The organism is uncultured Nostoc sp. (assembly GCF_964247315.1).
Lineage (GTDB): Bacteria > Cyanobacteriota > Cyanobacteriia > Cyanobacteriales > Nostocaceae > Nostoc.
Map to the genome: position 1 here is coordinate 1 of NZ_CAXTTT010000132.1, position 19,837 is coordinate 19,837.

General features: G+C 41.4%; 16 protein-coding genes and 1 pseudogene. 7 read left to right on the plus strand and 10 right to left on the minus strand.

Annotated features, from left to right (window positions below; translation table 11 throughout):
* Positions 1-64: 64 nt before the first annotated feature.
* From cobT to ACFE93_RS28910, 3 genes are all read right to left on the minus strand, one after another.
* Positions 65-1,261, minus strand: coding sequence for a nicotinate mononucleotide-dependent phosphoribosyltransferase CobT (gene cobT / locus ACFE93_RS28900; RefSeq protein ID WP_375478622.1), 1,197 nt, complete (start codon positions 1,259-1,261; stop codon positions 65-67).
* A gap of 70 nt (positions 1,262-1,331) precedes the next feature.
* Positions 1,332-2,072: a DUF2232 domain-containing protein gene (locus ACFE93_RS28905; protein ID WP_375478624.1), complete on the minus strand. Its 741-nt coding sequence runs from the start codon at positions 2,070-2,072 to the stop codon at positions 1,332-1,334.
* A 13-nt stretch (positions 2,073-2,085) separates the two neighbouring features.
* On the minus strand, positions 2,086-2,787 hold the full coding sequence (locus tag ACFE93_RS28910) for a Crp/Fnr family transcriptional regulator (protein WP_094349203.1): 702 nt from the start codon (positions 2,785-2,787) through the stop codon (positions 2,086-2,088).
* 615 nt (positions 2,788-3,402) lie between these two features.
* On the opposite strand from ACFE93_RS28910, the gene ACFE93_RS28915 reads away from it, so the two are divergent.
* Both ACFE93_RS28915 and ACFE93_RS28920 read left to right on the plus strand, forming a co-directional pair.
* Positions 3,403-7,485: a hypothetical protein gene (locus ACFE93_RS28915; protein WP_375478626.1), complete on the plus strand. Its 4,083-nt coding sequence runs from the start codon at positions 3,403-3,405 to the stop codon at positions 7,483-7,485.
* 447 nt (positions 7,486-7,932) lie between these two features.
* Positions 7,933-8,586 (plus strand): sugar transferase, encoded by a 654-nt coding sequence (locus ACFE93_RS28920; RefSeq protein WP_375478628.1) that lies wholly within the window; start codon positions 7,933-7,935, stop codon positions 8,584-8,586.
* Positions 8,587-8,685: 99 nt separating this feature from the next.
* Here ACFE93_RS28920 and ACFE93_RS28925 read toward each other — a convergent pair whose 3' ends face one another.
* Both ACFE93_RS28925 and ACFE93_RS28930 read right to left on the minus strand, forming a co-directional pair.
* On the minus strand, positions 8,686-9,522 hold the full coding sequence (locus ACFE93_RS28925; RefSeq protein WP_375478630.1) for a carbohydrate ABC transporter permease: 837 nt from the start codon (positions 9,520-9,522) through the stop codon (positions 8,686-8,688).
* Between the two features lie 46 nt (positions 9,523-9,568).
* The gene (locus tag ACFE93_RS28930; RefSeq protein WP_375478632.1) at positions 9,569-9,982 is read right to left on the minus strand and encodes a hypothetical protein; all 414 of its coding nucleotides are present in this window, start codon (positions 9,980-9,982) and stop codon (positions 9,569-9,571) included.
* Between the two features lie 3 nt (positions 9,983-9,985).
* On the opposite strand from ACFE93_RS28930, the gene ACFE93_RS28935 reads away from it, so the two are divergent.
* Positions 9,986-10,567, plus strand: a complete 582-nt coding sequence (locus tag ACFE93_RS28935) for a pentapeptide repeat-containing protein (protein WP_375478634.1) — start codon at positions 9,986-9,988, stop codon at positions 10,565-10,567.
* A gap of 115 nt (positions 10,568-10,682) precedes the next feature.
* Here ACFE93_RS28935 and ACFE93_RS28940 read toward each other — a convergent pair whose 3' ends face one another.
* From ACFE93_RS28940 to ACFE93_RS28960, 5 genes are all read right to left on the minus strand, one after another.
* Positions 10,683-11,258: a 5-formyltetrahydrofolate cyclo-ligase gene (locus tag ACFE93_RS28940; RefSeq protein WP_375478636.1), complete on the minus strand. Its 576-nt coding sequence runs from the start codon at positions 11,256-11,258 to the stop codon at positions 10,683-10,685.
* Positions 11,259-11,331: 73 nt separating this feature from the next.
* Entirely contained in the window at positions 11,332-12,276 is a 945-nt protein-coding gene (locus ACFE93_RS28945) for a GDP-L-fucose synthase family protein (protein WP_375478638.1), read from the minus strand.
* A gap of 23 nt (positions 12,277-12,299) precedes the next feature.
* Positions 12,300-13,379: a GDP-mannose 4,6-dehydratase gene (gene gmd / locus ACFE93_RS28950; RefSeq protein ID WP_375478640.1), complete on the minus strand. Its 1,080-nt coding sequence runs from the start codon at positions 13,377-13,379 to the stop codon at positions 12,300-12,302.
* 491 nt (positions 13,380-13,870) lie between these two features.
* Positions 13,871-14,626: a sugar transferase gene (locus ACFE93_RS28955; RefSeq protein WP_375478650.1), complete on the minus strand. Its 756-nt coding sequence runs from the start codon at positions 14,624-14,626 to the stop codon at positions 13,871-13,873.
* A 111-nt stretch (positions 14,627-14,737) separates the two neighbouring features.
* On the minus strand, positions 14,738-15,880 hold the full coding sequence (locus ACFE93_RS28960; RefSeq protein ID WP_375478642.1) for a glycosyltransferase: 1,143 nt from the start codon (positions 15,878-15,880) through the stop codon (positions 14,738-14,740).
* Between the two features lie 368 nt (positions 15,881-16,248).
* On the opposite strand from ACFE93_RS28960, the gene ACFE93_RS28965 reads away from it, so the two are divergent.
* The 4 genes and pseudogenes from ACFE93_RS28965 to ACFE93_RS28980 form a co-directional block, all read left to right on the plus strand.
* Complete coding sequence (locus tag ACFE93_RS28965; RefSeq protein WP_375478644.1) at positions 16,249-17,187, plus strand: NAD-dependent epimerase/dehydratase family protein; 939 nt, start codon at positions 16,249-16,251, stop codon at positions 17,185-17,187.
* A gap of 442 nt (positions 17,188-17,629) precedes the next feature.
* Positions 17,630-17,779, plus strand: a complete 150-nt coding sequence (locus ACFE93_RS28970; protein ID WP_375478646.1) for a hypothetical protein — start codon at positions 17,630-17,632, stop codon at positions 17,777-17,779.
* A 101-nt stretch (positions 17,780-17,880) separates the two neighbouring features.
* Complete coding sequence (locus ACFE93_RS28975) at positions 17,881-19,296, plus strand: protein kinase (RefSeq protein ID WP_375478648.1); 1,416 nt, start codon at positions 17,881-17,883, stop codon at positions 19,294-19,296.
* Positions 19,297-19,409: 113 nt separating this feature from the next.
* A pseudogene (locus tag ACFE93_RS28980) lies at positions 19,410-19,837 on the plus strand (hypothetical protein); the annotation flags it as partial.

The following is a 19,837-nucleotide window of genomic DNA, read 5'->3' on the forward strand; positions in this document are numbered from 1 at the left end:
TGCAAACTCGCGAATAGTCTGGATTCTTTTATTTTTGCCAAATTGGGATGCTCCCCTTTCATCTTTAATTCAAGGCAATACTTATCCGTTCAAGTTGGGCTTCAATGGCTGTCAAAAGTTGGTGTTGCTGCCAATCTTGGCTAAGATGGGCGGCTATGCAAGCGGCTCCAGCACCTATACCTTCTTTGACAAAACCCTGCTCATAAGCTCTCAGTTGGGGATAACGAGAATCAGCAAAGCTCAGATGAGTTGCTAATAGAGGAGGGGTTTCTCCACTCGAAGTTAAGCTGTTTTTTCCTAAGTTAAGAGCTAAGTCAACTGTAGCGCCAGTAGGATCTTCAGCCACCCAGCGGGTTGTGCCTACAACTACTGCTTCTGGTTGCCATGATAAGGCGTAAGCTTGAGCGATCGCACTCATCAACGCATAAACCGCCAACATTTGCGTCCCTCCAGCCAGCATCACACCACAACTACGGCTAGCAGCGATCGCCATTCCAGCTACCACCACTTGCATCGGATCGCCTACAGCAGCTACGAGTTCTAGGGGATCTACAAAATTTTGGATTTGAGATTGGAATATCTCATCCTGCTCCCTGCCCCCTGCCCACTGCCCCCTGTTCCCCTTTATCTTCTCCAGCCCAGTTTGCACTAGTGCCCACTTTTGTGCGTGGTTACAAACAGGGTGGCTACTGTTAACTTTTCCGGCAGCATCTATACCTAAACCAGTTAAGATTGCCAGGGCAGTTGTAGTACCTCCGACGACGCACTCACCGACAATCAGATACCCCTGTTGGATATTGGCAGCTAGGCGTTCTCCCCAAAGTAGCCCTTGTTCAAACAAGTGATGTACTGTTGTAATTTCCATAGCAGCACCTCCACTTAAACACTTAGCAGGAGCGCCACCTAAATCAATTACTGGCACAGCAGGAGGCTGAGGTAAACCAGCATTAAATAAATGAACTGGTATTTTTAGTGACTCAAAGACAGCGCGAGAAATCAGCACAGGTGAAGCCCCAGCTGCCAATGGTGGTAGGGGATATTGGGCTTTATGTTCTGGGCCGTAATACAAAAATTCGGCATCGGCACAAGCAGTATATTTCCGATCCTCTGGAGTGCGACCAGCTGCTGAAATGCCTGGAATTAAACCAGTTTCAGTAAATCCTAAAATACAAGCAAATACGGGTAGACAACCACGATACCTTCGCAGCCATTGTTCACCCTGTTCTTTTTGAGTATAAATACTAATTTGGGAATTGGGCATGGGACATTGGTTATTAGTTAGGACTGATCATTTAACCAATGACAAATGACAAATGACAAATGACTAATAATTATCCTTCATAATCCATGAGAACTTGTACCCAGTGTGGTGGGCGGGGAATAGGGTTGCCCAGGCGGTCAAAAAGCAACCATGCTGCTAGGTGTACTACAAAAAGGTAGATAAAGTTGTTGAGTATAATTAAAGCGATCGCTCCCACTTGAATCAAAAATACACTGGGACTCGTCAACAAACTCAAGTTAAAAAATACCCACTCAATAAACTCAGTTACCTGGGTAATCACATAAATCCACAGGTCTTCACCCGACAAAACAGACAGCAACCACAGCCGAAAAAAGACTCCTAAAGTACCTAATAGCGTACCCAAAGTGATAGAAACAATCCAAGGAAGACGACGACGACACCACGTAGCGCCCAAAAGCACGCCCATGAACCCGTAGGGCATGACAAACAGCAAACTGCGGGCTGGCCCCATCAGTACCGTTAGCAGTAACCCAGAGGTGAGTGCTGCCATCCATGCCGCACGTTTGCCCCAACGCAGATAAACTAGAGCAATCGGCACTGGAAAAAATATCCGCAAAACTGGGCCCAAAGGAAAGTAAAAATTAATAAACCAAATTAGGCTAGCGGTACTGGCTAAAAATGCCGTTTCCACCATCCTCAAGGGCGCATCAGCTTTGATTTGAGGAGGCATTAACTGCTGTTCTTTATCTAACCAATGATTCTGAGGAGTTGGAGATTCAGAAGATGGATCTTTCTCCGGTTCATCTGGGAGAGAATCTAAAATACTCATATCTGACAAGTTTTTAAACGATCATTCTTTCTAAGGCTGACAAATCGGGAATACAAATAGTGTCTTGATCCCGTTTAATCAAGCCTTTTTTTTCTAGCCTTGTCAAGACTCGTGTGACCGTTTCCCGCGCCAGTCCGCTCAAACTACTCAATTCCCGATGAGGTAAATTGGGGATTTCGGTTCCGGTTTGCCCTTTTTTCCCCTGTCCTTCTGCCAAAAATAACAACGTATCTGCTACCCTTGACTGGCTATCAGATTCCCGTAACCGTAATCGGCGATTTACTTGCCGCAAACGCCGTGCCATTAGTTGCGCCAATCGAACTCCCGCCAAGGGTTCTATCTGAAGTAATTTGACAAAATCCTGAGCAGGCATACTACCAATTACCGTCGGGGCCAAGGTAATCACATCGGTGGATCGAGGTGCTTCATCTAGCGCCGCCATTTCACCAAACAATTCACCTTTGCCAATAATATTCAGCGTTACCTCTTTTCCTTCCAGATTGTAGGTGCGAATTTTTACCCATCCGTCCATAATAAAATACACAGAACCACCCCAGTCATTTTCCAGTAGAATCACCTGATTGGCTGGGTGAGTGCGGGTAACGAGATGGGTGAGGGCTGACTCCACAGCAGTTTCTGGCAACCCTTGAAAAAAGGGAGCGGAGGCGATCATCCAGGAATTAGCCTGTGCTTGCAAGCTATATCGATCTTCCATTACGACATCTTTAATTCAAGCTGCTATGTACACACAACAAACAAGAGCGCCATTTGTAGCCTAAGCTATCATTGCACAGCTCCCTTTCAAAGAGAAAACTAACTATGCTACACAAGAAAACGACAAAAAGTTTTTTAAATAATCTTTACCTATAAGTTTAAACAGGGTAAAAGTTTTGCAAAAAGTAGTTTATAGCCTGCGGAAGCATTGCTTAGGGGCTAGCTGCACTGCAAACTTGATTAGTTATTGAATATAGGCAAACAACATCAATGATACTAAAGGGAGTAAATTATTGCTCAGGTATTTTAGCGATTTTCAAAAATAGGCAACCAATGACCTACAAAATTAAGCTTTTCGAGCAAAGGCTGTCTGAAGAGGACAAGGGGATGGGGGACAAAGAGAAACTTTTTTCCTTGTTTTCTTGGATGATTGAAGATTGCCACGACTCCCAGTAATCCATAACATAATGACAGTCACAAGTCCAAGCAGCGGCTTTTGTCACTCAAAACTTCTCCTATGGTCGACGCTGCGCATAGCAAGATCCCCATAGGGATGCGGTGATTGTAAAGTAATTGTCACATTAGTTGACATAGATTTATACATAAGGTAAAAAAAGTGACTTTTAGTACAGATGAAATCCAAAAGCTGATCGCAGACATTGATAACTTACTTGCCAGCGGTGGCAAGCGCCTGTCTAGATTTCTGTCTGGTCAGGCGCAGGAGCCTAAAGAAGTCTTAGAGCGAATTCGCGACTTCTTGTTGAGGTTACAAGAAAAAGAAGTATTAGAGAGCAGCATCCCAAATCAGTCTTCTGAAGAACCGCGTTCGCCCTTGGCGTTGGCGGAGCCATCGCCATTGTTAACAAAATTTATTGATCGCGATTACAATCAATATCCACTACCGCAGCTCAAACCTAGTCAGGAAGAGAGTACTGTTGGCGCCGGACAATTAAATAATGAATTTTCGAGATTGATTCAGCCGTTGCGAACAGAATTAGAATTGCTTTTGCAAGAGCGAGCCACCCTCATACAGGAAATTCGGCAGCTAGAGCAAAAGCGATTGCAAAACTACTCTTTAGCGCAGCAGTTGACAAACCAGGAGCAAATGATTACCGAGTTTTTACAGGTACTCATGAGTCGCCTTGTGCCAACTTTAACACCACTGATCGGACAGACGGGAGAAAATTCCGCCAGTTCTTCAGGAGGAATTAATTACGCAACCTCTACAACTCAATCTTTGTTAGAATCCCCTGAAGGTATAGAGCGGTTAACCCAGCTAGCCAGGGAGTTGGATCAACGCCTATTATCACTAGATGGGACGGTGAATGTAGTCTTTGAAGCACTACAGCGCAACATTAATACTTATTACGAATCCCTGTCGCAAGCACTGGCAAGAATGCATAGCAAGGGGATGCAAGGCGAACAGTTGATGGCCAGCTTTGTCAACAATTTGACTCAGCATTTGCAACAAGAATCCCCTAGTTCGCAGTCATCTTTGCTGGGAGGAGAATCTGAGACACTACCATCATTGACTGAACCAGGCGAGATTGCTGCTGGAGTTGCGCCCCAATCCTTAGAGCTTATACAGCCAGAAACTTTATCTCCACTCACAATTGAGCAACAGGAAACTACCCTCACAGAGGATCTAGATGCAGTGCTGTTGCAGCTTGGTGTAGACTCATCTGAATATTCTCAAACCCCGACCGAATTACCGCAAGATATTTCTACGGTAATTGGTGATGAAGTAGACCAACTTTACGCCAGTTTGTTTGATGCTGGCGATGTTAATAATCCAAGCCTTGATGTTCCCACAAATCACTTATCTGCTTCCACAGGCTCTCCATCACCGTTGAACATCGCACAGGCCCCACTTGCCCCTCCACCTGTGGATTCTGCGGTTGTGGCATCAGATACGGGTCTTTCAACTCAAGAGAATTTAGGAGAAACCACAGATTCATCAGAGCCACAGGAAGAACTATTTTTTGAAGAGGATACTGACCTAAACTCACCTCTTAGTTTTTCTACTCCACAAATAGATAGTTTGCCACAAATCGGCACTCAGCCAGCTAGTGTTGATACAATTAATACCCTAACTGACCTATTGCCTGATGCTAATAGTGAAGTACAACTGCTGGAAGTCTCATCTTCTGTGGATAATGCCACAACTACAGCAACTGATTTATTGCTTAATGCCGATAGTGAAGTGCAACTGCTGGAAGTCTCATCTTCTGTGGACAATGCCACAACTACAGCAGCAGTGACTCCAGAAGTAGCAGAAATTTCGTTGGTAGAGTCTACTGAAAATATCGTCATATCGGAAGTATTAATTAACAACGATCGCTCCGAACTGTCTTCAGATAACTACATTGCTGCTTCACCGCAAGAAAACTTACTTTCTATTGAGTCAAACCAGTTTCCAGCAGTACCAGATATTTCTTTAGATGAAGAACAGTTACAGCAATTAGATCGGGATTTGGCTAATTTTGATCGGCAGCTAAATTCTGAGTCGCAGCCAGATAACAACTTGGATGTTTTCTCGGAATTACTTGATAACATTCAAGACACAATACCCAAAACTTCCCCTGAAAATCTCCAAATAGCAGAGAATACATCAACTACTGCTTTCTCCAGTTTGGCAGTTCCCCAGGTAGAAATTGAAAAAAAAAAGGAAGTCACAACTCCTGTTCCAGAAAGTTCTTTACCTCCAATTGCCAACTCCATAAACAATCCAGAAGTTTCGCCCAATGTTCTAGAATCAGTCTGGTATTTAGGAATTGATTTAGGTACAACAGGAATTTCCGCCGCATTATTAAATCGCTCGACTTTTGTTGTACATCCTATCTACTGGTCAGCAGAAAATCAGCCGGAAATAAGTTCCTTTCAGCAATCGTTTCGTTTACCAACAGAGGTTTATCTGCCTATAGCTTCTGTACCCCACGGTGAAAACGAAACTATCGAAGCACATGAGCAGACAGCACCTGCGGCTGTTGCCCAAGAGAAAGTGCCTGATCGCTCGGCTACCACTCCTGCAACACCAAGATCGACAGCAGATCCGACGAAAAATAATCTCTACTCGGCGCAGTTGAAGCCCTATCTACAAGTAGCCATTCCCTACAAGAGCGAACGACAGAAATGGGAACCTGTTTTGCAATTAAATGAATTTTCGGCAGGGCCTTTGATTTGGGTTGTGCGATCGCTCTCTAAATTACTATTAACCCTCAAATCCGAAAAAACAAGTACCACCCCTAGTTTAATGACTGCTGCTGTCGGGATCGGCGAACAAGATTTTCCCCAGATTATCAATAATATTGCAGGTGTAATTTGTACCTGTCCATCTAGCTGGTCAGAACAATACCGCTTTAACGTGCGGGAAGCTTTACTCACTAGCAAACTTATCCAACATCCGCAGCAAGTCTTTTTTGTCGAAGAAGCGATCGCTAGTCTACTCCCAGAACTCGATGCTGCTAATGGTGAGCAAGTAAAATTAAGTGATGGTCAAGGTTCTCATCCAGCAAAAACCAGCGAACATCCCATTGTTGGCAACACGCTTGTGATTAACATTGGGACAACTGCCACAGAAATGTTGCTGGTGAATCTACCAGAAACCTTGCAGCAATTGACATACAATGATTTCATGCTCCACAGTTTTGCTTATGCTGGCAAGGGAATTGAACAAGATATTATCTGTCAGCTGCTATTGCCACCGAAATCTCGGCAATCACGCTTAGAAACACCAAGCGAGCGCAAAACTACCACGAGTAATTCTTGGCAATGGCAACCGTCAATTCCCGGTTTAGACCAAATGCGTTGGCAGACTTTAGGGTTAGAAGAATTAGAACTACCCAGAGTTGGAGAACCAGATATTACCGCTCGAATTCGTCTCCAGCAGCGTCTAGAAAGTTCTCTATTGGGACAGGCGGTATTAGATGCAGCATTAGCTCTAAAACTGATTTTGCAACACCAAGACTTTTTTACCCTGGAACTAGCCGATCAGCGGTGGGTTTTGCAGCGACGAGACTTAGAAAGCCAGATATTTATCCCCTTTGTGCGCCGTCTGAACCGAGAACTTAACAAGTTATTGGTAGCTCGTGGCATCCCCACAGAAGCTATTAATCAAGCTATCCTGACTGGTGGAGTGGCTTGTATCGGGACTGTGAACCGCTGGTTACGGCAAAAACTTCCCAGCACTAAGATTATTCAAGATTTATATCTCGGCGAAAACGGCGCTCCCAATTGCAGCCGGGTTGCTTATGGTTTGGCAATGCTGCCTCTGCATCCCCAGATTTTAGATATACCCAGGCAACAATACACTGATTATTTCTTGTTTACAGAATTGTTGCGATTGCTACCAGACCGTCCCTTATCTTTCGGTGAAGTTATCCAGTTATTTGAGGGTCGTGGGATTAATACTCGCACTTGTCAGCAAAGGTTGCTGGCTTTTTTGGAAGGTGAGCTGCCTTCCGGTTTGATACCTTCAGTCACAGAATCAACTTGGCTTACCCAGAGTTCGCAAGAAAATCCTGACTATCAAGCGATCGCCACAGCACCACTTTTTGAAAAACAAGGAAGTCTCACTTATCGTCCTAATTCTCACCAACTGTTGTCTTTGCGTCGCTATCTAGATGCAATCAAGGCTAGTAATCAGCAATCACTGGAGGAACCATATACGGTGAATTTCGCCTTAGAGGTTGATCGTTGAGACTAGTACATCGCGCTAGAAATAAGAATACTACTTCAAATTCCAAATGCTCATAACGTAAGCATTTGGAATTTTTCAAAAAGGCGGAATTAAAAATTAAAAATTAAAAATTAAAAATGAATACAGCATAAGCGTTTCATTGATTTGGAATAGGTGGTTTATTTACGCCGTGTTTTACCAGTACTAATACTTCAGCTCAGTAATTTTTTGGATGTGTACAATATTAGTATCTTTATTTATTAAATGGCGAAAATACCGTAGATTTACAATCTATCAGTTTAATTGAAAGATTCTGTAAATTTTGAATTTTTGGTTTTTATATTGGTTAAAATATGTGCAGATTCACACCCAGTAGTAGCGACAACAGTAGTAAAAATCGCCCACAAATCATGTCTATGTCTACACTACTAATGTAAAAATTCCTGTTATAAAACTAAGTTAGCCCTTGTGAATAATCTTTATCTTTATTCAGTTAATTGTTTGCAACAGCCTTCACATCCGTCAACGTTAAGCGTGAGAAAACGATTAATTGACATTGTTGGAGCCATTGTGGGGCTGATTGTTACATTTATAATAGCAATTCCCGTAGCAATTGCTACCTTTATTCATGAGCCAAGTCCAATATTTTATTCCCAAATTCGCTGTGGTTTAAACGGAAAAACTTTCCGCATCTGGAAATTCCGCTCCATGATAGTCGATGCTGATAAACTCAAGCATTTGGTTGAGAACCAAGCCAAAGGTCACATCTTTAAATCTGTTGACGATCCTCGCATTACTCCTGTTGGTAAATTTTTGCGGCGTACTAGCTTGGATGAATTCCCTCAATTTTGGAATGTTTTGTTAGGGGACATGAGTTTAGTTGGTACTCGTCCACCTACTCCTGATGAAGTCAGTAATTACGATTTACACCACTGGGATAGATTGCGAGTCAAACCAGGCATTACCGGAGAATGGCAAGCTAATGGGCGTTCTAGCATTAGAGACTTTGAAACCATTGTCAAAATGGATATGGATTATCAACACAAGTGGTCTGTAACTTATGACCTGAGTCTGATTATTAAAACTATCTGGGTGGTGCTTAAAAAGACTGGTGCTTATTGAATTGGGCATTGGGCATTGGGCATTAATTATTTCTCCCTCATCTTCCTCATCTACCACTTTCTTATTCTGACTTCTGAATTCTGACTTCTGAATTCTTCTTCACCCCTTGACCCCGCTACCTGTTTCTGTAGGTACAATGTAACGTTGTAAAAACAGAAATAGTAATAATACTGGAGCGATCGCAATCACGGAGCCAGCAGCTACCAAGCGCCAGTCAAGAGAAAATGTTCCTGCTAGCTTTGCGACTCCCAAAGGAAGAGTGTATAAATTTTCGTTTTGGATGATAATTAAAGGCCACAAAAAGTCACTCCAAGCACCAATGAATACAAAAATAGCTAAAGTTACCAGTGCTGGGCGAACTGCCGGTAACATAATGTGCCACCATAATCCTAACTCTGAGCTACCATCCATCCGGGCAGCTTCTTCTATTTCTTTGGGGACACTCATAAAAGCTTGGCGCAACAGAAAAATGCCAAAGGCAGAAGCTAAACTCGGAAAAATCATCCCTAAATAACTATTTGTCAAACCTAACTGGACTGTCAAAATATAGAGGGGAATCATCACGATTTGGAAGGGAATCATAATTGTAGAGACGATCGCTATAAAAATCCAGTCTCGCCCCACAAACGACAATCTTGCCAACGGATAGGCAGCCAAGGCGCAAAACAGTAAATTTAAGCCCACAGTCAGTACTGACACCAAGGTACTGTTATATAGGTATTGTGCAAAAGGTAGAGAGTTCCATACACTAGAGAAGTTATTTAGTGTCGGTTGACTGGGTAGCAACTGTGGCGGCGACTGAAAAATATTTTCCGTCGGCGATTTCAAGGCTGTACTAATTAGCCATAGTAAAGGAAAGAGCATCAACAGGGCGATCGCTCCCAACAGCGCATACATTAGCAGAATCTGCGATTGTGATTTTTTCCAGTTCAGCATTTTGCTTTGCAAATTTTATTTTGTAATTCAACAGGAATGTAAACACTCACGCTACTTGCTGTTTATTTAAAAAAATATTTAAGCTATATCTAGCTCTATTTTTAAGAATATTTAATTGCTCAACTTGTGTCAATAATCTATCTAAAGTTTCAGTTTCTTCATTTGACAAATGATGTTCAGAATTTTTAATTAATAATTCCTGTAATTGTATCTGAGCTTTAAGAGATAAAGAACTTTCTGCCAAAGCTTGCAACTCATCTAGATTTAAACCAATCAATAATTCAGAATCTACAGACAAGTTGGTTAACTGTTGGTAAGTTTCTAAATCTAACAGTACTCCAACTTTTTCTCCCTGTGCGTTAGTGACATAGTGAACTGAGTCATACATGGCTTTACTTGAAAATTTGATTAATTGTATCGTAACCTTATCTTTACATTTGTTATTTGAAGCGGAAGGCAAATTATGGATGCTAAAGAGTTGTTGCAGCGTTATGCTGCTGGGGAAAGAGACTTTCCAGGAGTCAGACTCAGGGGTGTTTTTTTGGATAGAGCTGAATTGAGGGAAATTAACCTCACTAGAACTGACTTGAGTGGATCTGACTTGAGTGAAGCCGACTTGAGTGGAGCTGACTTGAGTGGAGCTAACTTGAGAGGAGCTATCTTGTGTCGGGTTATTTTTACCGGAGCCAACCTGAGTAGAGCTAAGTTGAGTGGAGCCGATTTTAGGGACAGTGGAATCATCAATGTTAACTTGACTGAAGCCATTTTGGATGGGGCGATCTTTGGTGGAGAAGAAAGTACTATTAAAGGAGCTAATTTCGATAAAGCTTCCCTCCGAGGTGTTACTTTCATCATGGCCGATTTGGTGCGAACTACTATGAGAGGTGCTATTTTGGATGGTGTTGTTGTCGATGGAGATACTGGGTTGGAGGATCTCGATTTGACTGGGGCTAGTTGCGAAGGATCTAATTTGGTCAAGTTTGCCTGTGCTTGGGGTGGAACTATCATTCTGCCAAATGGTCAGTCCATTAGTCGGCAAGACTAAAGAAGTCTCCAAATCACTATCAACTAGAAGTGCTGCACTAGTGTTGAATCTGGTATCATTTTCACTTTTAAGGGCTTTTTGAATTTCGGGATAAAGATTCGAGAACCTGAATCTTTCAGCCTTTTGGAATCAATCCGGTTTCGGTAGAAACAGCTTGTAGTGGTTTATCCCAAGATTCAATCGGTATTTGGGACAAATAGGCAAAATCAAAGACAATTCCGATAGTTGGCTTTGTCTGCCACTGTGGTAAACTGAGCAAGCGATCGTAATATCCGCCACCATAACCCAGACGAAATCCCTGATAGTCGCAGGCTACACTGGGGACGAGAATCAAATCCACTTCAGCTGCATCTAATATTAGAGCATCGGTGTGCGGTTCAGGAATGCCATAAGCGCCTGTTTGGACAAAATCATTCGGTGTCCAAATATGCCAACATAAGGATTTATCAACGCAGCGAGGAAATCCCCAGCGGTATTTGGTGTTGGCAAATAGTGGACTGAGGTCAGGTTCTTGGCGAAAGCTGAAATAAGCGAGTATTGTTTTTGCTTGGGTAAACAAAGTAGAGTTTTGTAAATGAGAGCATAAGCGATCGCTTTTTTCTCTCCATTCTCCAACGGACATTGATTTACGTCTTTTAAGTAGAGTGCGGCGCAGTTGTGCTTTATTTAGTTGATGATTAACTTTGTTCATAAAAATTTATATCGTCAAAAAAATAAGCTGGGTATCGCCCAGCTTATATCACTCTAAATTCACCAGTAAATTGTTATGCAGCGTGTTGACGATACCATTCAATGGTATTCTTTAGCCCTTCTTCAAAGCTCACCTGAGCCGTGAAATTAAAGGCTTGCTTTGCCCGTTCAGTATCTAAACAACGGCGGGGTTGACCATTAGGCTTATCAGTTTGCCACACAATTTCACCCTTAAACTCCATCAATTCGCAGATTAGAGTTACTAAATCAAGGATGGAGATTTCATAACCAGTTCCCAAGTTAACTGGTTCCGATTCGTTATAGAATTGAGTTCCCATAACAATCCCCCGCGCTGCATCTTCTGAATACAGAAACTCACGGGTGGGACTGCCATCACCCCAAACTTGAAGTTGCTTTTCTGCTTTAATTTGGGCTTCGTGAACTTTGCGAACTAATGCTGGAATGACGTGGGAACTTCCGGGGTCAAAGTTATCTTCTGGGCCATACAAATTGACTGGCAGTAGATAAATCCCATTAAAACCGTACTGCTGACGGTAAGATTGCAATTGAACTAAAAGTGCTTTTTTTGCAATTCCGTAAGGGGCGTTGGTTTCCTCTGGGTAGCCATTCCAAAGATCGTCTTCTTTAAATGGCACTGGAGTAAATTTGGGATACGCACAGATTGTGCCAACACAAACAAATTTTTCTACTCCAGCTTGATAGGCAGCGTGAATTAGCTGGGTTCCCATGATCAAGTTATCGTAAAACAACTCTGCGGGTTTTTCGCGGTTTAAACCGATACCACCGACATGAGCTGCTAGATGGATGATTATGTCTTGCTGATCAACTGCACGCTGGCTATTTTCCCAGACACGCAAATCGGAATCGCGCGATCGCGGTACTGTAATTTTCTCACGATCGGCTCCTACTTTACACAGTTGATCTATCACCTGACGACCTAGAAAGCCCGACCCACCAGTGACGAGAATCCGTTTATTTTTTAATACTAAGGCGGTCATATTTTTATCCTCTGTGGTGCGAATCAGAAGTGCAAAGCGCCCAGTGTTTGACGAATAGTGGCAATATCATCTGGAAATTGTGAACCATTTCCATTGGGTGAAGTGTGACCCAATGCTTGTAAGTCTGCTTCTACCATTAGGGAAACTAGTTCTTTAAAAGTTACTGATGGTGTCCAGCCCAAGTTCTGCCGTGCTTTGGTAGAATCGCCAATCAATAACTCTACCTCTGATGGACGGAGGTAACGCTCATCAAACTCTACATAATCTTGCCAATTAAGATTCACATAACTAAATGCCAGTTCCAAAAACTCGCGTACCGAGTGGGTTTCACCAGTAGCAATTACGTAATCGTCTGGCTGGTCTTTCTGCAACATCAACCACATTGCTTTGACGTAATCCTTCGCATAACCCCAATCTCGCTTGGCATCTAGATTACCCATGTAAATCTTTTTCTGCTTACCAGCAACAATACTAGCCACGGCTCTAGTAATTTTGCGGGTTACAAAGGTTTCACCCCGCCGTGGTGACTCGTGGTTAAAAAGTATACCATTACAAGCAAATAAATTATAAGATTCACGATAATTTACAGTTTGCCAGTGGGCGTAAACTTTCGCACAGGCATAGGGACTGCGGGGATAAAAGGGCGTTGTCTCAGTTTGAGGTATTGCTTGTACTAAACCGTACATTTCTGAAGAACCAGCCTGGTAAAATCGTACCTGAATTCCGGTACGATGCTGGTAGTCTCGAATTGCTTCCAACAGACGCAATGTCCCCATTCCTACAGCATCCACTGTGTATTCTGGTGAATCAAAGCTAACTCTGACATGGGATTGAGCGCCGAGATTGTAAATCTCTACTGGCTTAACTTCTTCTAAAATGCGCCGCAACGTTGTACCGTCTGTCAAGTCACCGTAGTGAAGAAACAAGCGCACTCCCTCTTTATGGGGGTCTTCGTAAATGTGATCGATACGGTCTGTGTTGAAAGTAGAAGTCCGGCGAATGATGCCATGAACCTCATAACCTTGTTCCAACAAAAACTCACTTAGATATGAACCATCTTGCCCAGTAATACCAGTAATCAACGCTCGCTTCTGTTGCATCATGCTCAATTATCCCTTATTGTCTTTGATTAAAAAGTTACAGCCAATCTGATACAACCTAGCAACTAATTGCTGAATTGCCTAATGGGAAACCTACGAGTTCTTGTTTTTATAAGACTTTTTCCGTAAATAAATATACTTAATAAAAAGTAATTTAACACGTAAGTCCAACCTTAGATAGCTCAAGATTGTTTAATAATGTATATTTTCTTTTTTACAAAATAGATCGAGAGTATTTTTATGTATATTGTCTTTTCCTCAAAGCTTCATATATCTCTAGTTTTGTGAAGAATTAATAAATAGTTATTTTAAATTAGACCTTTGGCAGAAATGCTCTCTCAAGGCAAAAAAACCAAAGTTCAACACTCATACAAGTCTTAATTAAGTAAAAAAGCACAAATTATAGAAAGAAAAATGAGCAATACTTTAGTCTTAGGGAAGAATTGGTACTTAGGGGCATTTAATGCCCCACAGAATCAACCCTAAGTATTTACTCAGTATGCACCGTTATTTTTGGGTAGAATTACTACATCAACAGTTTTCAAGATGATCCATAAATCAAGCCAGAAATTTCTAAATTTGACATAATGCAGGTCTATTTGGACTCTCCGAGGGTAAGGAATGTCATTACGCCCAGATACCTGCCACAAACCAGTAATTCCTGGACGGATTGTTAAAATCTCATCAATGTGATAACCGTATTTTGGCAGTTCTTCTCTTACTAAGGGTCGGGGTCCGACTACACTCATATCCCCTTTTAAAACGTTCCAAAACTGGGGAAATTCGTCTAAGCTAGTAATTCGCAAAAATCGACCAATTTTGGTAATCCGGGGGTCTTGTTTCAGCTTAAAACTGCTCTCAAATTCTTGTCGCAATTCAGGCGATGTTTCCATCATTTGCATGAGGATTTCGTCCGCATTGCTTACCATTGTTCGGAATTTAATACAATTAAACGCTTTGTAATTTTTCCCAACCCGTTCCTGGACATAAAAAATTGGGCCTTCTGAGCTAAAGGCAATCAGCAAGGTCAAAATTAAGTAGACGGGGAAGAACAAAATTAATACCGACAGCGAAAACACTATATCGAACAGTCGTTTGGCAAACTCTCCGTTTAAACCCTGAAAAGATAAACCTTTGGGCTTAACTTTTGGCGTCTTCGTTTTTTGACCGCGTTTTAAGAAACGCGTAGACGCTCTAGTGTCTTGTCGTACGCCTCGCTTGCCGGAGAGGAGTGAGCTCTGGGCAGTCATCATACTCCTTAATAATCCACACCACACATAGTCCCAATATTAAAGCCAAAATGAGGTGCTTCTGGGGGAAATTGCCAAAAGCCTAAAAAAATAGGACGTTAACCAAGACCATCATTGCAAAAATGGTCTTTTTTCGTTGCACTTGTTTACAAAATCTAGATAACGATCTGCAAAGATTTGCGGTGAAAACTGCGCGGCGTGCGATCGCATATACTCGGAATTGAACGAACCCTCATACATTTCAAACTTTTCTACTGCCTCCACTAAAGCCGCCTCTGTTTGCGTCCTGAAAAATATACCTGTCCCTGTATCCGCACAAGAGCTAATATCTCGCACTGTTTCTAGAGCACCCCCTGCACCATAAGCAATTATTGGCGTGCCACAGGCTTGTGCTTCCACTAGGGCAATACCAAAATCTTCACAAGCTGCATACACAAACGCCTTAGCCATAGACATATATTTTTTTACCACATTATCGGGTTGCCATCCGAGTATTTGGATATTTGAGTTTGCCATCTCGCGAATCTTGTTCATTTCATCTCCTGTACCAATGACTACTAATGGTCGTTTTAGTTGATTAAAAGCCCTGACAATCAACGATATTTGCTTGTAACTCACTAACCGGGAAACTGTCAGGTAAAAGTCCTCTTTCTCAGACAGAAACGGAAATTCCGCAATATTCACTGGTGGGTAAATGACTGTTGCTTCTCGTCGATAGCAACGCCAAATCCGCCGAGCTGTATGCTGCGAGTTGGCAATGAAGTAATCAACGCGATTGGCACTCAATACATCCCACTGGCGCAAGCGATGTAATAAATATCGCGTCACCCATCCAGGTAAACCATTACCCAGTTTGCTGTGACGCAGATAATCAAAGGTCAAGTCCCAGGCATAGCGCATAGGGCTGTGGCAGTAGCAAATATGCATCTGTTCGGGAGTGGTAAGGATTCCTTTGGCAACAGCATGGGATGAAGACAGAATGACATCATAATGCCGCAAATCAAGTTGTTCAATTGCCAAGGGCCACAAAGGCAAGTATTTTTGTATACCGTTGCGGGCATAGGGAAAGTTCTGGAGAAACGTCTTGCCAATTTGACGCTTATATAAATAACTTTCTCTATTGCTGGATTCAAAATCTATGAGAGCATACAAATCAGCATCAATGTGATTCAAAATTTCTCGGACAACGAGTTCTGAACCACCTGTGGCTTTGGGTGTCAGCCACTCATGAACTAGAGCATATTTCAAGGGCACAGCTAACTTGAATAAGTGGAAAATACAAAGGCTAATTTGATGACGTTAACTGAAAAGTTTCCCTTTGTGATTAATTAACGGGAAGCGCCCCAGATTAGCACATAAGACGGAATCTTTCCCTCAGAGGTTCCAGATGGATGCAGCAACCTGATAATCTCAGATTGGGCATTGGGTATGGGGCATTGGGTATGGGGCAAAACAGTTCCGAGTTTCGAGTTCCCAGTCCTGAGTAAAGAAGCGAGATTTCCAACTCAGCACTCATGACTCAGCACTCTTGAAGGACATGGGTTATTCTTCTTGTCCTTTTTGCTTCCCTAGTCCCCAGTCCCTACTCCTTTGATGACAACTGATATAGAAAGGGTGAATTTATGCGAATTCTGATTATGGGTGGTACTCGGTTCATTGGTGTCTATTTAACTCAACTACTAGTGGAACAAGGACACGAGGTGGTGTTGTTCAATCGTGGGAATCGACCAGCACCTTCTTTACAGGGAGTAGGACAAATTATAGGCGATCGCACTGATACTACTCAATTAAAAGCAAAATTATCACAAGAAAACTTTGATGTGATTTTTGACAATAACGCGCGTGAACTTACTGATACTCAACCACTAGCAGAAATTTTTCAAGACCGGGTGCAACATTTTGTGTATATGAGTTCTGCGGGGGTGTATCTCAAATCCGATCAATTGCCGCATGTAGAAGGCGATGCAGTAGATCCCAAAAGTCGCCATAAGGGTAAACATGAAACAGAAGCTTATCTGACTCAATTGGGATTACCATTCACTTCTATTCGTCCTACTTATATTTACGGGCCTCGTAATTATAATGAATTGGAAGGCTGGTTTTTTGATAGAATTGTGCGCGATCGCCCTATTCCCATCCCCGGAAATGGCTTACATATCACGCAGCTAGGTCATGTAAAAGACTTAGCACTAGCAATGACTCAGGTTTTGGGCAATCAACAAGCTATAGGGCAGATTTATAATATCTCTGGCGATCGCTTTGTCACTTTTGATGGTTTAGCCCGTGCTAGTGCTGTCGCGACGGGGAAATCACCTGATGCTGTCAAAATCGTCCACTACGACCCGAAAAAGTTTGATTTCGGCAAACGCAAAGCTTTTCCGATGCGCGTGCAGCATTTCTTTGCTTCGGTGAATAAAGCGCAAACAGAATTAAACTGGCATCCTGAATATGATTTGATTTCTGGGCTGACTGATTCTTTTGAAAATGATTATTTAGTATCTCAAAGGGATCAAGCGGATGTTGATTTTTCTCTGGATGAAGAAATCTTGCAAGCCTTATAAAACTAATTTAAGACTTGTACTTTTGTTTGGCTTTGAGTGACGGTTGCTGTACTGGCAATCGTCAATTTCGCGTTAATTAATCATTAATAATTATCCAAAATATGATAATGCATAATTTTGATTAATACTTTTAGAGCAATTATGCCTGATTAGTACAAAAGTTTAAGTTCATCACACACGATCTAAACATAATGACAAACCTATATAATATTTTCAGGAATCACACTATACCCAATTGTAGTTACCTGTAAAGATTTACAGGATTGTAGTAATGAATACACTTACTTTACAATGGGCAATTACTTTCCAATGGAATGATGCTGGTAACACAAGGATTAAGCAAGTTTCTAAATAACAGGTAGCTAAACATAATGGTGCTATTGGTGATCAAGAATCTCCTATAAAATGGGAGGGGGATAAAACAAGCACTATAAGAAGAGTTGTGACAACAAAAGAATTTGACTATATTGAAGAACCTTTTCTTGAGGCAAATGAAGGAAGCAAATTAGTTGAGGTTTTTTACAAAGTTAAATTTAATTTTCCCTCAACTATTGGAGATGAGTACACAACTAAAACCTTTAAGTGCAATTGAGATTCTTTACAGTTAAATTAATGGTAGTGGGCATAGGGCAATTCTAGTTTTTAAAAATGATACAATACGTTAAATAACATCCTGCAAAATTACTTACATGGATGGTAATGGACACAGTTCTTCGTAAACGCTACAAAATCTTAGGCAGCTTGGGAAGTGGTGGATTTGGCGATACCTATTTAGCTGAAGATTTAGATTTGCCTAGCAAGCCTAAATGTGTCGTAAAACACCTTAGACCTAAAAATGTTAAACCAGAAGTTTTGACGATTGCTAGACGGTTATTCGAGAGTGAAGCAGGAGCTTTATATCGCTTAGGTAATCTTAGTAACCAAATCCCTAAATTATTTGCTCATTTTGAAGAAAATGGCGAATTTTATCTGGTGCAAGAATTTGTGGATGGGCATAATTTAGGAGCAGAAATCATTCCTGATAATCCTTGGAGTGAGGATAAAATTATTCAACTTTTGCAGCAAATTCTAAAAGTTTTAGTTGTCGTTCATCAGCAAAACATCATCCACCGTGATATCAAACCCCAAAATTTAATGCGTTGCCGTGAGGATGGCAAGATTGTGCTGATTGACTTTGGAGCAGTTAAAGAGATTAAAGGTTTAACAGCGAATTCTCAAGGTCTAGTTACTTCAACTATTGTTATTGGCTCTAATGGCTATATGCCAAATGAACAAGCTAATTCTAAGCCAAAACTATCTAGTGATATCTATGCAGTGGGAGTGATTGGTATTCAAGCTTTGACAGGCAAATTACCTCAAGACTTTGAAGAAGACCGCAACAGTGGAGAAATAATTTGGCGAAACGAAGCAAATGTTAGCAATAAATTAGCTAATGTTTTAACTAAAATGGTGCGTTACAAATTTAGTGAGCGATACCAAACAGCAAGCGAGGCTTTACAAGCACTGAGTTCTATTTTTCCACTACGATCAAAGTCAACAACGTCGTGGAAATTGCCATCTCGCGGAAAAGTTTTAGTTGCAGCTGGAGTAGGAGTAGGAATACTTGCAATGGTTGTGTTAGCTCCTTTAATTCTATTGTCTACCAAAACGACTGAAAACTTTACTCAACTACCTTGCGATGCTAAACTACCTTTATCAGATTTACCAGCATTACCAAGCAAACCAGACAGAACGTTTAAGAATAATATCAGCTATTATGGCTCTTCTGATGAGAATAATAACTTCCGTGGCAAGGGAATCTTAATCTTTGAAAATGGTGATAGATATGATGGAAATTTCAAAAATCATAAGCGTGATGGTTGTGGAAGATTTTCATTTATGGGTGGAAATGTATATGAATATTATATAGGTCAGTACGTAGACGATCAGCCTAACGGTCTAGGAAGATTAAGATGGAAAAATGGTGATGAGTATAGAGGGAATTTCAAAGATTATGAATGTGAGGGTAAAGGAGTATTTAAATCTGCAAATGGATATTCTAAAAGTGGAATTTGGCATAAAGGTAATTTGTTAGGAGACAACATATCCATATCATGTAATCAAAAGTAAATATAAAAAATATAAATATTATATGATTGGTAAATTTTAATATTTGAAATTAGTAAAGATTAGTTTAATGATAAACTAACTGTAAAACAGCAGACATCAAGGAATAAGGAAAAATGAATCAAAAGCAATGTGAAAAATCAAAATTTATCTCTAGTGCAGTTTCTTTACTCTTTTTAACTTCTTGTTTCAGCTTTGCGATTCTCCCACAAATAGGATTGGGACAATCTACAAAGCAAGAAACACCCACTAATAACACCACAGAACCAAATAGCACAGGGCAAGCAACACCACCAGCTTCCGACGAAATCCAAAACCCGATCACACCTACTAATAACACCACACAACCAAATAATTCACAGCCAGCAACACCACCTGCTTCCGACGAAATCAATCCAAGTACTGGCAATACCACAACGCCAACTAATCCAAGTACTGGCAATACCACAACGCCAACTAATCCAAGTACTGGCAATACCACAACGCCAACTAATTCAAATACTGACAATACCACAACGCCAACTAATTCAAATACTGACAATAC

Excerpts from the sequence above, each read along its gene's own strand:
- cobT (WP_375478622.1), bottom strand. The coding sequence starts at position 1,261 with ATGCCCAATTCCCAAATTAGTATTTATACTCAAAAAGAACAGGGTGAA.
- ACFE93_RS28905 (WP_375478624.1), bottom strand. The coding sequence starts at position 2,072 with ATGAGTATTTTAGATTCTCTCCCAGATGAACCGGAGAAAGATCCATCT.
- ACFE93_RS28910 (WP_094349203.1), bottom strand. The coding sequence starts at position 2,787 with ATGGAAGATCGATATAGCTTGCAAGCACAGGCTAATTCCTGGATGATC.
- ACFE93_RS28925 (WP_375478630.1), bottom strand. The coding sequence starts at position 9,522 with ATGCTGAACTGGAAAAAATCACAATCGCAGATTCTGCTAATGTATGCG.
- ACFE93_RS28935 (WP_375478634.1), top strand. The coding sequence starts at position 9,986 with ATGGATGCTAAAGAGTTGTTGCAGCGTTATGCTGCTGGGGAAAGAGAC.
- ACFE93_RS28940 (WP_375478636.1), bottom strand. The coding sequence starts at position 11,258 with ATGAACAAAGTTAATCATCAACTAAATAAAGCACAACTGCGCCGCACT.
- ACFE93_RS28945 (WP_375478638.1), bottom strand. The coding sequence starts at position 12,276 with ATGACCGCCTTAGTATTAAAAAATAAACGGATTCTCGTCACTGGTGGG.
- gmd (WP_375478640.1), bottom strand. The coding sequence starts at position 13,379 with ATGATGCAACAGAAGCGAGCGTTGATTACTGGTATTACTGGGCAAGAT.
- ACFE93_RS28955 (WP_375478650.1), bottom strand. The coding sequence starts at position 14,626 with ATGACTGCCCAGAGCTCACTCCTCTCCGGCAAGCGAGGCGTACGACAA.
- ACFE93_RS28965 (WP_375478644.1), top strand. The coding sequence starts at position 16,249 with ATGCGAATTCTGATTATGGGTGGTACTCGGTTCATTGGTGTCTATTTA.
- ACFE93_RS28975 (WP_375478648.1), top strand. The coding sequence starts at position 17,881 with ATGGTAATGGACACAGTTCTTCGTAAACGCTACAAAATCTTAGGCAGC.